We start from the raw sequence: 13,772 nt of genomic DNA, 5'->3' as shown, positions 1-13,772 counted from the left end.
ATTAATGCGAATGCTAAGACATAGTAATGCTGAGAAGGTTAGTACATTATTTTTTTTATTGCCATTATTGACAATGGTTTTAGAAAGTATATTTTTCCATAAACACTTAAATTTATTAACAATTTTTGGTGATATTATGGTTTGTGTCGTTCTTTTTATCTACCAATTTAAGCCATTTATATTGAATAAGACCCGTGGAAAATGATAAATCAAGACCATTTAGATAATTTGTTCATACGAACCTATAATACAAATTTAATTGGGCATAGCCATAACTATCATCAAATACTCATCCCATTACTAGGAAATATCAACCTCATAATAAATGGAAAAGTAATTATTGTTAGCTATGGAGAGGTCTGTATTATCCCAAAAGGTATTCATCACCAATTTACCGCTAGGACAGATTTTCGTTTCTTGGTAATTAATACTGACAATATAGATTTCGTTGCATTAGAGCCAGTTAATGAGTTGCATTTTTCGCTTGATGATAAAGTCTTAGCATTTATTGGGGTTGTTGAAAGGCAATTGCTAACAGATTTTGACCAAGTAATGAATGATTATATGTTAAAACTGCTAATGGAGTTTTTAAAAAAAATTAGTTTTGGTAAAAGAATTGATAGTCGGCTTATTAATGTTTTAAACATTATAAAAAATGATATTGGTGCAGAACATACACTAGATTCACTTGCAAAGGCTGCTTGTCTTAGTGAGAGTCATTTCAAAAAAGCCTTCAAAAAACAATTTGGATATACACCGAAAGCCTATATTACTGAGCTTCGTATGCAAATGGCTAGAAGTTTGATTATTAATACGGATATGCCTATCACTATTATTGCTGAGAAATGTGGCTATCAAAATCTTTCAGCATTTATAAGGCGTTTTTCTCTTTGTTACCATGAAACACCTCAGAAGTTTCGAGCTAAAAGACAATCTTTGGCTCACAAAAGTTGACTTCCTCCCCTCCCTATCGTTCGGGGATTCCTGCTCCCAAACGGTTAGACCTGCCGCAAGAATGTTCCGACTGGCATTGATATCTCTATCATGCCGTGTGCCACACTTCGCACAAGTCTACTGCGAGCATAGCTCTTGTCTTGCGAACGGGCAAAGCAGTGCTTTGCTTATCCGTTCTCATCTCTTATTCGCAAACCTGCGCTACCTTTCGGACTACTGGACGTATCGCCACAGCACGAACACGTCACGGCGAGCATAGCCCTTGTCTTGCGGACGGGCAAAGCAGTGCTTCGCTAGTGCCGTCCTCAGGTCGTGTATTTCTCATTGACGATTTCAAAACGGCAACCTGCGTTCTGGCACTTGTAGGTCAGTTGTCGTTTGAATTCAAACCAACCTGCATCGTAAACCGATTTGGCTAGTTTGCCTTTTTTGCTGTTAAATTGGGTGGTTTTAACGTCACCAACCACGATTAGCGCGTTGTCTTTAACTAGCCGTGTGGTGAATTTGTGGATAAGGTCTTGGCGTGTATTTTTGATTTTGGCATGTATTCTTAGAGGTGACTAATATTGAATTGCGTTTTCAAATTATTGCTGATTCAAATTTCTATGTACGTTCCTTAGGGTCCGATCCTATCATTTCATCTAATCATTTCGTCTAATTATTTAGACGAAATGATTGCCCATTACTTGGAATCTAGCTAGCTAGCTAGCTAGCATAGATATCAATTTTACTTAGGATTTGCTTAGGCTATTTTTATTGATCAAAAGAAAAACGCACATTTGCTCTAGCATTTTTGCCTTTATATTTGCCAGCGCGAAGACTACAAAAATTTGACCATCCAGCGTAATGGCAAGACCTTCATGCCGACGCCAATCGGCAACCACGGCCAAGCAGGCACAAACGCCTCGTCCACGCCTGCCTCAATCGCCTGTACAATCGCCTCTACCCCTTCTTCTTCGCTGCTTTCAAACGGTAGGTATTTTGCGCCAATGTTGAGCTCGGTGCGGATATACCCCGGATAAATCGTGGTGACTTTAATGGGTAGCTTTTCGCGCAGCATATCGGCGCGGATACCCTCGGCAAGCCGTGCCAGCCCTGCCTTAGCCGCAGCATATGTCGTCAGATGACGCGGCAAGCCACGCACGGCAGACATGCTAGAGATGACCACCAAATGCCCGTGATGCTGACGGCGAAAAATCTGCATCGCTGCCTCACATTGCGCCAATGCAGCAATAAAATCAATCTCTGCCGTGCGCCGATTGACATTAAAACGCCCATGCCCGATCACGCGGCTATCGCCCACGCCTGCATTCACTACCACACGGTCAATCCTGCCGCATTCTGCCGCAAATGCATTGAACACATCAAAAATCGTATCATAGTCGCTGACATCTAGCACTTTGACATGCACATGTACGCCATATCGCGCTTCAAGCTCGGTTTTTAACGCTTGCAATCTGTCCTCACGCCGTGCGCAAATCGCCAAGTCGTAGCCCAATGCAGCAAACCGCCGTGCCATCATCGCGCCAATACCTGAGCTTGCCCCCGTGATGAGTACGGTTTTGCCGCGACCGATATCTTTGAGGTCATCAAGCTTTGGGTAGCGCATCAGACGTTGGGTCACGGCTTGTCCGTATTTGTCGATATACGCAAAGGCTTGTTCAAGTTTTTTCATAAATTTTACTTAAAATTAGATTGAATAGAATTCTATGTGAACAGACAATACAAGTTTTAGCCAAATCAACAGCGGTATTATAACTGAGCAGCCAGCAGATATCGACAAGATGATATAAGGTTTTATCCGCGTATTGTCACCCAACCATCATTTTTAACAAGCAATAAAAAGCCAGCCAATTGAGCCTTGGCTGACTGTAATTTTTTGGCAAAATTTTAGCGACGTGATCGCTTTATAATGCGGCTACCACCGCATCGCCCATCGCGTCACAGCCAACCAAGGTCGTGCCGTCTTCAAAAATATCTGCCGTGCGTAAGCCTTGCGCCAAGACGGATTTGACCGCGTTTTCAATTTGTGTGGCGCGTGCTTCGTCTTGTAGGCTGTAGCGCAACAACATCGCTAACGACAAAATCGTTGCTAGCGGATTGGCTTTGTCTTGCCCTGCGATATCAGGCGCAGAACCGTGCGATGGCTCATACAAGCCTTTGGCGCGTTCATCCAAACTTGCCGATGGCAACATACCAATCGAACCTGTCAGCATCGAGGCTTGGTCGGATAAAATGTCACCAAAAATATTGCCCGTGACAATCACATCAAACTGTTTGGGTGCTTTGACCAACTGCATGGCAGCGTTATCAACGTACATGTGGCTTAGGGTAACATCAGGATAATCTGCGGCAACGTCATTAAACACCTGCTTCCACAATTCGGTGGTTTCAAGCACATTGGCTTTGTCCACTGAGCACAGTTTTTTGCTGCGTTTTTGCGCGGCCTCAAAGGCGACTTTGGCGATACGGCGAATTTCTGACTCGCTGTATTTCATCGTGTTAAAACCTTCGCGCTCGCCATTGTCCAAGGTACGGATACCGCGCGGCTCACCAAAATAAATATCACCCGTCAATTCACGCACAATTAAAATATCAAGCCCCGACACCACCTCAGGCTTGAGTGTTGAGGCATTGGCAAGTTCAGGGTACAAAATTGCAGGGCGCAAATTGGCAAACAAGCCCAAATCCTGCCGAATCGCCAACAAGCCACGTTCAGGACGCAGCGCGCGCTCAAGATTGTCATATTGGGGACCACCAACCGCGCCCAACAGCACCGCATCCGCCGCACGGCACAAATCACGCGTCACATCGGGATATGGCTTGCCGTGTGCATCATACGCGGCCCCACCAAGTGGTGCATGATTATAGCGTACATCCAGCCCGCCTTCGATCAGTTTGTCCAATACCTTGACCGCCTGCGCAACGATTTCAGGCCCAATACCATCCCCTGGCAAAATAGCGATTTGTTTGGTCATTTTCGTTATCCTTGCTATACAATATTTTACGTTTACATACCACAGACAAAATTTCAGCCATTACGCATTGGCTGTTGATTGAAGCTCGGCAAAGACCCACGGACGTGCTGCCCGTGTGCGTGTTTCGTAATTCTCAATCGCTGGCTGATTTTGTAGCGTTAAGCCAATATCATCCAAACCATTTAACAAACAATGCTTGCGAAATTCATCAACGTCAAAATGATAGCGCTCACCTGTGGGCGTGATGACCTGCTGCGCGGCTAGATCCACAGTTAGGCTATAACCCTCATGGGCAAAGGTTTGTTCAAATAGCTGCTCAACCACGCCTTCAGGCAACACCACGGGTAACATGCCATTTTTAAAGCAGTTATTGTAAAAAATATCGGCAAAACTTGGCGCGATCACCGTCCGAAAACCGTATTCTTCGAGTGCCCATGGCGCGTGTTCACGGCTTGAGCCACAGCCAAAGTTTTTACGCGCCAGTAAAATCGTCGCGCCTTGGTAACGTGGTTGGTTCAAGACAAAGTCGGGATTGATTGGGCGGCGGCTAACATCCTGATTGGGGTAGCCTTCATCCAAATACCGCCATTCGTCAAATAAATTGACCCCAAAGCCCGTGCGTTTGATGGATTTTAAAAACTGCTTGGGAATGATCTGGTCGGTATCAACGTTTGAGCGATCAAGCGGACAAACCAGTCCGTGTTCGGTGGTGTATTGTTTCATTGTATTTCCTTAAAAATCCCTGACATCGACAAAATGACCCGCGATTGCCGCCGCCGCTGCCATCGCAGGGCTGACCAAATGCGTGCGCCCGCCATTGCCTTGTCGCCCTTCAAAGTTGCGGTTGGAGGTACTGGCGCAATGCTCTTGTGGGGCAAGTTTATCGGCATTCATGGCAAGGCACATCGAACAACCAGGTTCGCGCCACTCAAAACCTGCCTCGGTAAAGATTTTGTCCAGACCTTCCGCCTCAGCTTGCTGTTTGACCAAGCCAGACCCTGGCACCACGATGGCTTCTTTGATCGTGTCGGCAACCTTGCGCCCTTTGATGACAGCCGCTGCCTCGCGGATGTCCTCAATGCGTGAATTGGTGCATGAACCGATAAAAATACGGTCAAGGCGAATATCCGTCATCGGCTGCCCTGCCGTCAAGCCCATGTAATGGTATGCGCGCGTCCATGCCTCTTGCTGCACGCTGTCTTTGGCGTCGGCAAGCGTCGGCACGCTAGCATCGATGGCAACTACCATTTCTGGTGACGTACCCCATGACACCTGCGGCGCGATATCTGCCGCGTCAATGTCGATGATTTTATCAAACACCGCGTCATCGTCTGAGTGCAGCGTGCGCCAATATGCTTCAGCTTGCTGCCACAGCTGACCGGTTGGGGCGTAAGGTCGCCCTTTGACATACTCAAGCGTTGTCTCATCAACGGCAACCATGCCCACGCGCGCGCCTGCCTCAATCGCCATGTTACACACTGTCATGCGGCCTTCCATAGACATAGCTTGCATGACTTGCCCGCCAAATTCGATGGCATAGCCTGTACCGCCTGCCGTACCAATCCGCGCAATAATCGCCAACACCACGTCCTTGGGTGTCACACCTGCACCCAGCGTGCCATTGACACGGATCAGCATGTTTTTCATTTTAGACTGGACCAGACATTGGGTGGCAAGCACATGCTCGACTTCAGAGGTGCCGATGCCATGCGCCAAACAACCCAACGCGCCGTGTGTGGCGGTGTGACTGTCGCCACACACCACCGTCATCCCAGGCAACACCAAACCTTGCTCGGGCCCGACCACATGCACGATGCCTTGACGAATGTCATTGATGGTAAATTCGGTGATATCAAATTTTTGGCAATTTTCATCCAATGTTTGCACCTGAATGCGCGAAACATCATCCTTGATACCTGCCACCCCCTGCTCGCGCTCTTGCGGCACGGTTGGCACGTTGTGGTCAGGTGTGGCGATGTTTGCCGATAGCCGCCACGGCGCACGCCCTGCAAGGCTTAGTCCCTCAAACGCTTGAGGGCTTGTGACCTCATGCAGCAAATGGCGGTCAATATAAATCAAGCTTGCGCCATCATCACGCTCAAGTACCAAATGGTCTTGCCAAAGTTTGTCGTATAGGGTTTGTCCTGCCATGGGTTACCTCGTTATGGTTAAAGCAATGCAACAAGCGCGACTTGCCAAAATCGAGCGGTTCAAATTCAGCCGTTTTATGAGCACAACTGTTACCAATGCCTATTTACAGTTTACAGTTGTTTGGCTTGTTAAGCGTGCATATTGGTAAAAAACGCGTATCTTAGCATGGCTGATGAATATTTGGTCACGTTTTACCGCCCTTGTCATGAATAAGCCAATTATAACAAAGACTTTTCATAATTTTTATTGATGATTTTTATGTATTTAAAAACTTAAAGTTATATAAATCGATTGCTATCAAACCTTACCAACCTTTCTTATCCATTTTTATATCCACCCAAACTTTTTTTTATGGTTAAAATCCCGTATAATGCGCATAATCTAACGTCCATCAAAATCAGCGACCAGCAAGCGAGTGCCTATGAATACCACCAACCTCAACACGTTTTTGGCGGTGATGCAAACAGGAAGTATTTCGCAAGCGGCGGATAAGCTGTTTATCACTCAGCCTGCGGTTAGCAAGCGTATCAAAAATTTAGAAGACGAATTTGATGTCGCGCTGTTTGATACGGTTGGGCGCGGTATTATTCCTACCCAAGCCGCGTATGATTTAGTACCACATGCCAAACGTTGGCTTGATGATTACAATAATCTTAAAATCAATTTAAAGAATAACCAACAAACTGTATCGGGTAAACTGGTGATTGGCACCAGTCACCATATCGGCTTGCACCATCTACCTGTGGTGCTCAAGTCCTTTATGCAACAATACCCCGATGTGCAGCTTGACGTGCATTTTATCGACTCTGAACAAGCGCACAAGGCAGTGCTAGATGGCGATTTGGCGCTGGCGTTTTTGACCTTGCCACCCACGCAAGACAAACGCTTGCACTATTTTAATTTGTGGCAAGATACCTTGCAGTTTGTGACAGGTACAGGCTCGGCATTGGCCCAAAAAACCCAAGTGACGTTAGAGGACTTGACGCATTTTCCTGCGATTTTGCCTGCTGCCAATACCTTTACCAGTCAAATCACGTTGGCAGAGTTTGCCAAGCACGGGTTAAAGCCATACGCCACCATGAGCACCAATCCGCTCGAGTCGATCCGCATGCTGGTGTCGATTGGTTTGGGCTGGTCGGTGTTACCACAAACGCTGATGAATGAGGAATTACAACCGATTGCACTGGCAGAACCGTTGGCATTGCAACGTGATTTGGGCGTGGTGATGAACCCAAATATCACGGTGTCCGCCAGTATGTTGGCGTTGTTGGCGCTATTGGGTTTGGCGTTACCCGAAAAATTCCATATTGGCTAGGCATCTGTTGGCTTAGTATTTTGAACGTTGAAAAAAGCCCATGCCAATTGAAGATGAGCATGGGCGTTTGTATAAAAGTTCTCGCCTATTTTTTTTGATAAGTTAAGCGCAAGCCATACACAGTGGCGTGGTTGTCCTCAAATTTACCAACAATCGTGTTGTCTGGCAAGCGCGCTTTGGCATCACCAAACATCAAGTATTTAGCACCCACTGACGCTGACCACTCAGGGGTAAGGTTATAGCGCACCCCAAGCCCCAGACCCCAATAGCCATCCACAGGCCCCAATGAGGTCACAGGATCGCCTGCGCCGCTATCCCATGTTACCTGCCCCGACACGGCCCAACGGTCGCTGACTTTTTTGCCCACGCCGATATCAACCGCCCATGAATCTTTGTCGTAATCAACCAAGTTTAGACCACTGACATCACGATACAGTTTAGGCTTGATGGCAAAATCACCCCATGGCACCCAACGCACTTTACCCGTTAACAGTGTGGTTTTGTTAAGACCTGTTTGAAAATCTAAATTGACCGATTGCGGTGTGGTCACGGTGACTTTGTTGGTCTGCCGCGTTTTGCCACCGCGTAGGGCATATAGAGGTAGGTTTTCACCGATGTTCAAATCGTGGTCAATTTCTGAGCGATAAGTCAAAGACGCTTTGAGGGCGATTTCAGGCTTGCTGTATGCCACGCCAGCCAGCCAGCCAACTTCTGATGAGCTGGGTATGACCGCGTCATAGTTGGTCGCGGTTTTGTAGCTGTCGCCGCGTAAATGAACTTCACCTTCAAGCTTTTGGAATGAAGGACCAGCATATACTTGCCAGTTTTTGTTTTCACCGAATTTTACGCCAAATACGCCAGTAAGTTTTTTGCTACTAACTTTTACCTTGGTGCCTTCAGTGTCTTGGCTCAAGGGTGTGGTCGCAGCTTGCAAGCCACTTAGGGTTTTAATCGCGCCCTTGCCTGCAGCGACTTGTTTTTGCCCTGCCTCAAACTGTGCTTTACCTGCGTCAAGTTTGGCTGTGCCTGTAGCAATGCCTTGTTCTAGTGCGGCAATTTTGGGATTAAGCGCGCTGGCAAGGTTTGGGTTGGCTGCCAATGCTGCTTGTGCTTGGGTCAATTGGGTTTTGGCAGCATCAAGCTGACTTTGGGCTTGGGTAAGTTGGCTGCTGGCGGCGGTCAGTTGGTTTTCGCCTGCGGTGACTTGGTTTTGTAGGCCTGCAATGGTGTTTTGTAAACCCGCTGCGCTGGTGATGTTGGCATTGATACCAGCGGCTTGCAGGTTTTTGGAAGCCTGCGCGTACAAGCCGTTGATGACGGCATTGGGCGCGCCCACAAAGCTGTTGTCACCGCTATATTGGACATCTGCGCCCCAAGGTTCATCAAAGAACACGCCAAAGCTTAGGGTGTCATTGACATCGGCTTTTACGCCGTAACTGGTGAATTTGTAGTCCTCGGTCATGTTGCCTGTTTTGCGCCCTAAGTTGTCTTTACCCGATACTTTTGGCGCAATGGTTACATGCTCGGCATACGCGTAGGTACCATCTTGGGCAATGCCCCAACTGGGCTGGGTAGAGCGATCCAGTCCTGCTGCATGCGCATTGGCCGTGAGTGCTAGCATAGCCGATGCACTGGCAACTGCCAACGCGATACGGCGTGGACGCAAGATATGCGCAGGTGAATAGATACGATTTGACGCAATCAATAACATACGGACATCCCTGTTTAGTTTTTACGATTAGGTTTTAACCATGTTTAGGCCAATCCTGCCTAAACTTATGTTCACAATTCCTCGTTAGAACACTGTAACAAGCATAATCAAATTTTAGACATTTGACAACACTTATTATTTGTAATGTGTATTTTTATCATAGCTGTATGATTTTGGTTCATTAAGCCGCACAAAAAGACGGCGCGGATAACGGCCGCCTTATACTCACGCCCATTGGTGGGCTATTTTTTTTGATAGGTCAGACGCAAGCCATACACAGTGGCGTGATTGTTTTTAAATTCGCCAACTTGCTGCCCGTTGGGGATTTTGGCTTTGGCATCGCCTAGCCAAATATAGCGCGCGCCCAATGATGCTGACCATTCAGGCGTTAGCGCGTAATGCGCACCTAGGCTTGTGCCCCAGTAGCCATTGACAGGGCCTAGCGTGGTCACAGGATCGCCTGCGCCGCTATCCCACGATACATGCCCTGATACTGCCAGTTTGTCGCTAAGCTTTTTGCCCAAGCCCAACTCAATCAACCAAGAGTCTTTATCATAATCTAGCAGATCGACCCCACTGACAGCGTTATATAGCTTCGGGCGGATGACAAAATCACTCCATGGTTCCCAGCGCACCTTTGCCATCAGCAGCGTGGTGGGGTTGATACCCGTTTGAAAATCCAAATTTACTGATTCGGGTGTCTTGACGGTGACTTTGTTGGTCTGTGCTGCCTCAAAGCCTTTAAGTTTTGCCAACGGGAAGTTTTCGCCAATCGGCATATCGTGGTCGATTTTTGCGCGATAGGTCAAGGCGGCTTTTAGTGCAATTTCTGGTATTGTATAGCCCACGCCTGCCAGCCAACCGACTTCTGACGAGGTAGGAATTGACGCGTCATAGCCTGTCGCGCCCGAGTAGGCATCACCGCGTAGGTGCAGCTCACCAATCACCTTTTGAAACACAGGGCCGCCGTACACTTGCCAGCGTTTGTCCTCGCCAAGCTTAACCCCAACCACACCCGATAAATTTTTGCTGCTCACTGACACGCGTGTGCCTTCGGTGTTGCTCTCAAGCGGTGCAGTGATGGCTTGTAAACCTTGCAAGGTTTTGACGGCAACTTGACCTTTGGCAAGCTGCGCCTGTCCATCTTGAATTTTTTGGTTGCCTGCGTCAATACCCTGCTGTAACAGTGCAATTTTGGGGGTCAATAAGGTGGCCAAACTGGGATCAGCTACCAAAGCCGTTTGGGCTTGGCTAAGCTGACTGGCAGCAGCAGCGATATCAGCTTTTGCTTGGGTCAATTGCCCCTGCCCTGCGCGCACTTGACTTTGTAAGCCTGCAATGGTGTTTTGCAGATCGGTGGCGTTTTTGATGGTCACATTCACGCCATTGTCTTGCAAGGTTTGGCTGGCTTGTCCATAGACATTGCCCAGCACATTACGCGGTACGCCTGTAAAGCTGTTGTCACCACGGTATTTGACATCCGCGCCCAGCGGCTCATCATAAAACACGCCAACGCTTACGCGATCATTTAGGTCAGATTTGACACCAAAGTTTAAAAACCGATACGTCTCGGTCATATCAGGAATTTTGCGCCCTGCACTGTCCTTGCCACTGACATCAGGGTTTACCGTGATGTGCTCGATGTATGCCATCGTTCCGTCTTCGGTAAAGCCCCAACTTGGCTGGGTGGTGCGATCAAGCGCGGCGGCATGGGCGGCAAATGGCATACCCAGCGCAGCAAACGCAACGGTTAGCAAACGTGGGGTAAAACGCAACTGACTTGGTATAAACTTAGCGGGCATGCAAATTTCCTGTAGCATTGATTTTAATCGATTCATCTTGGCAGACGCGGCAGAGATTTTTAAATAAAGCTGTTTAAATCATACGAGATAACCAAATCGATTATTGTGGCGGACTTTAACGACGCCTAATCGATTTAGTAAAATTTGTCAAGCATGAATGGTATGCGGTTCGCTTGTGCTAGTGGATTGACAAATCACAATCTAATGCACCACAAAACCGCAAATAAGCATAATCAAACTTACACCTGATAGCAACCAGCGTTACATGAAATTCCTTCAACATGCGCAAGGTTTATTGATGGTTTTTGATGTTAGCAGGGTATGAACAAAAATTTTTTAGTAAAATTAATAATCGGTAAAAAAATGCTACGCCAAACCAATCATTACGCCAAGCGTGTGGCACGCGCCTGCCGCAAGGTTTACGCTGTCTTGCCAAGCATTGGCTGTCTCAATGCATACCATGCGCGTGTAATCATCGGGCAAAAACTGGTCAAGCGTACGCGCTTTGGCTTGCCATGGGTTCCATAAAACGCTACTTGCCGAACCACGACTGACCAAATTTAAATCAACCTCTGGGGTGTGCAAGCGCAGCGGTGTAGCGACACGATAAATACGGTCAATCTCTTGGGCAAACGTCAAAGCACCGTGTTGGGTATGACCTTGACCCGTGAGGCTGTCAAAAAACGGCGCGCCTTCCAGCCCTGTCACCTGCGTGTGTGTGATGTCAGCGGTGGCAAAATAGCTGTGTAACGCTTGGCTAAAGCTTACCGCTGTGTCACCCACATTGGTGACACGCAGCGCGATAGCTAAACCATCGCCGCTTAGCGTCATGGTGAGTGTTGGGCGCAAGATCTGCCAATGCGGTGCGATTTGGGCGACATGGTCAGGCAAGGTAAAACTTAAACAACAAGCTGTGCTATTTTGGTGTGTGTTATTTTGGTCAATACGCTGATATTGCCAAATGTGCTGGCGCGCATCGCCATGTTTGGGCAAGTCATAGTGGTTTAGACTGGCTTGCACGGATATCGGATTATCACTAAGTTTGCCAAAAATCGGCAAGCAAATCGGCACGCCACCGCGTATGGGCGTGCCACGTTGAAATGCCACTTGCTCGCCCAGCCACAGCCAGTTTGTGGCATGCCGACGGGTAGCAAATTCGATAATTTGCGCGCCTTGTAGCACGATGGTCGCGCAAAATTCGGGAAAGCGGACGCTTAGTGCGTCCAGATCGCCAAGTGGGATCGTCTGAATACTTGGTGTGACACTAAACTGCGTAAATTGCATACCTTGTCCTTGTTATACACCTTTTTTTATTGTGCACTTTTTTATTTAGCAATTTAGCCAATACGTGCAAAACCTGTATAAGGTTGCAATACCTCAGGTACATCAATGCTACCATCGGCGTTTTGATAGTTTTCCATAATGGCAAGCAGCGTGCGCCCCACCGCCAATCCTGAGCCGTTGAGCGTGTGCACCAGTTGGGTTTGCTTGTCGTTTGGATTGTGACGCATGCGCGCTTGCATACGGCGTGCCTGAAAATCGCCACAATTTGAGCAGCTAGAGATTTCACGGTAGGTATTTTGGCTGGGTAGCCAGACTTCTAAGTCATAGGTTTTGACCGCGCTAAAGCCCATGTCGCCTGCGCATAGCAGCATAACACGATACGGCAAATCCAACTGTTGTAGCAAGTATTCAGCTTGCGCCGTCAAGTCTTCTAATGCTTGCATGGACTCGTCGGGAGCCACGATATTGACCATCTCGACCTTCTCAAACTGGTGCTGACGAATCAGCCCGCGTGTGTCGCGCCCTGCCGAACCTGCCTCACTGCGAAAGCATGGTGTATGCGCGGTCAGTTTCATCGGCAATTCATCCGCCGCCAAAATCGTATCGCGCACAAGGTTAGTGAGCGGCACTTCAGACGTTGGTATCAAATAATAGTCTTTATCGCCGCGTAATTTAAACAAATCCTCTTCAAACTTTGGTAGCTGACCTGTGCCCTGCAAGCTGTCGGCATTGACGATATAAGGCACGTATAGCTCGGTGTAGCCGCGTGCGGTGTGGGTGTCTAGCATCCATGCAATCAGCGCACGCTGCAGCCGCGCCAACGGCCCGCGCAACACGCTAAAACGGCTGCCCGTCAGCTTTGCGGCTGCCTCAAAATCCAGTACCTGTAACGCCTCGCCCAAATCGCTGTGGTCACGCACGGCAAAATCAAACACGCGCGGTGTGCCCCAACGGCGTACTTCAACATTGTCGTTTTCATCCGCACCTGCTGGCACGCTGTCATCGGGCAAGTTAGGCATCGCCAACGCCGCCTGTGTGATACGCTCTTGCAAAGCTTTAAGCGCATCTTCGGCGTGTTTCATGGCCGTGCTGATCTGCTGCATCTGCGCCATCAGCTCGCTGGTATCGTCACCACTGCGTTTTAACGCGCCGATTTGCTTGGCACCTGCGTTTTTTTGCGCCTGCAAGTCTTCGGTTTGCACTTGCAATGCCTTGCGCTCACGCTCTACATCTTGCCAAAACGCTGTATCCAGCGCGTAGCCGCGTTTTGCTAGCTGGTCGCGCACGCGCTCAAGGTCGCCGCGCAGCAATTTGGGATCAATCATGGTCGTTCCTAAAATTTCTCAACAGTTGTGGACTATACTAACTTTTGTGCCAGTAACACGTCAATGTAAACCAATTTGTAATAAAATCGCTATCATAGCAATATTTGGTTAAGTTTTCATCTGCCATGACCCTAAAAACGCGCTGAGCTATGGCTGGCTATACTTTTGTACCAAATTTTTGTCCAAATTTGTGTCAAAGCCATAGCCGCTAAAACCTCAGCAGCAACATTTTTTACCTTAATTTTTTTCTTT

At 48.0% G+C, this 13,772-nt stretch carries 12 protein-coding genes; 3 read left to right on the top strand and 9 right to left on the bottom strand.

What is annotated here, in order from left to right; all coding sequences use genetic code 11:
- On the top strand, positions 1-205 hold a 205-nt coding region (locus tag MA2_RS11160; RefSeq protein WP_156470947.1), incomplete at its 5' end, for an EamA family transporter.
- Positions 202-954: a helix-turn-helix transcriptional regulator gene (locus MA2_RS09900; protein ID WP_067059395.1), complete on the top strand. Its 753-nt coding sequence runs from the start codon at positions 202-204 to the stop codon at positions 952-954. The genes MA2_RS11160 and MA2_RS09900, both read left to right, overlap by 4 nt.
- Before the next feature lie 305 nt (positions 955-1,259).
- On the opposite strand, the gene MA2_RS11580 is transcribed toward MA2_RS09900, so the two are convergent.
- The 5 genes from MA2_RS11580 to leuC all read right to left on the bottom strand — a co-directional run bounded on the left by MA2_RS11580 (position 1,260) and on the right by leuC (position 6,083).
- A complete protein-coding gene (locus tag MA2_RS11580) occupies positions 1,260-1,466 on the bottom strand; it encodes an IS200/IS605 family accessory protein TnpB-related protein (protein ID WP_373279770.1) in 207 nt (68 codons plus the stop codon).
- A 308-nt stretch (positions 1,467-1,774) separates the two neighbouring features.
- Positions 1,775-2,629 (bottom strand): SDR family oxidoreductase, encoded by an 855-nt coding sequence (locus tag MA2_RS09895; RefSeq protein ID WP_067059393.1) that lies wholly within the window; start codon positions 2,627-2,629, stop codon positions 1,775-1,777.
- Positions 2,630-2,861: 232 nt separating this feature from the next.
- The gene (leuB, locus tag MA2_RS09890; protein WP_067059391.1) at positions 2,862-3,932 is read right to left on the bottom strand and encodes a 3-isopropylmalate dehydrogenase; all 1,071 of its coding nucleotides are present in this window, start codon (positions 3,930-3,932) and stop codon (positions 2,862-2,864) included.
- Positions 3,933-3,992: 60 nt separating this feature from the next.
- Complete coding sequence (gene leuD / locus MA2_RS09885) at positions 3,993-4,655, bottom strand: 3-isopropylmalate dehydratase small subunit (protein ID WP_067059389.1); 663 nt, start codon at positions 4,653-4,655, stop codon at positions 3,993-3,995.
- 9 nt (positions 4,656-4,664) lie between these two features.
- Positions 4,665-6,083, bottom strand: coding sequence for a 3-isopropylmalate dehydratase large subunit (gene leuC / locus MA2_RS09880; protein ID WP_067059387.1), 1,419 nt, complete (start codon positions 6,081-6,083; stop codon positions 4,665-4,667).
- A 421-nt stretch (positions 6,084-6,504) separates the two neighbouring features.
- On the opposite strand from leuC, the gene MA2_RS09875 reads away from it, so the two are divergent.
- Positions 6,505-7,398: a LysR family transcriptional regulator gene (locus MA2_RS09875; RefSeq protein ID WP_067059384.1), complete on the top strand. Its 894-nt coding sequence runs from the start codon at positions 6,505-6,507 to the stop codon at positions 7,396-7,398.
- 85 nt (positions 7,399-7,483) lie between these two features.
- Here the strand turns inward: MA2_RS09875 and MA2_RS09870 are convergent, their stop codons facing one another.
- From MA2_RS09870 to serS, 4 genes are all read right to left on the bottom strand, one after another.
- Positions 7,484-9,109, bottom strand: a complete 1,626-nt coding sequence (locus MA2_RS09870; RefSeq protein ID WP_067059382.1) for a hypothetical protein — start codon at positions 9,107-9,109, stop codon at positions 7,484-7,486.
- A gap of 242 nt (positions 9,110-9,351) precedes the next feature.
- Complete coding sequence (locus MA2_RS09865; protein ID WP_067059380.1) at positions 9,352-10,911, bottom strand: outer membrane protein transport protein; 1,560 nt, start codon at positions 10,909-10,911, stop codon at positions 9,352-9,354.
- A 366-nt stretch (positions 10,912-11,277) separates the two neighbouring features.
- A complete protein-coding gene (locus tag MA2_RS09860; protein WP_067059379.1) occupies positions 11,278-12,195 on the bottom strand; it encodes a D-hexose-6-phosphate mutarotase in 918 nt (305 codons plus the stop codon).
- Positions 12,196-12,248: 53 nt separating this feature from the next.
- Entirely contained in the window at positions 12,249-13,520 is a 1,272-nt protein-coding gene (serS, locus tag MA2_RS09855; RefSeq protein WP_067059377.1) for a serine--tRNA ligase, read from the bottom strand.
- Positions 13,521-13,772 lie beyond the last annotated feature (252 nt).

The sequence above is a fragment of the Moraxella atlantae NBRC 14588 genome (genome assembly GCF_001591265.1).
Classification (GTDB): Bacteria; Pseudomonadota; Gammaproteobacteria; order Pseudomonadales; family Moraxellaceae; genus Faucicola; species Faucicola atlantae.
The sequence above is the reverse complement of the archived record's forward strand: the minus strand, read 5'-3'. Positions and strand labels throughout refer to the sequence as shown.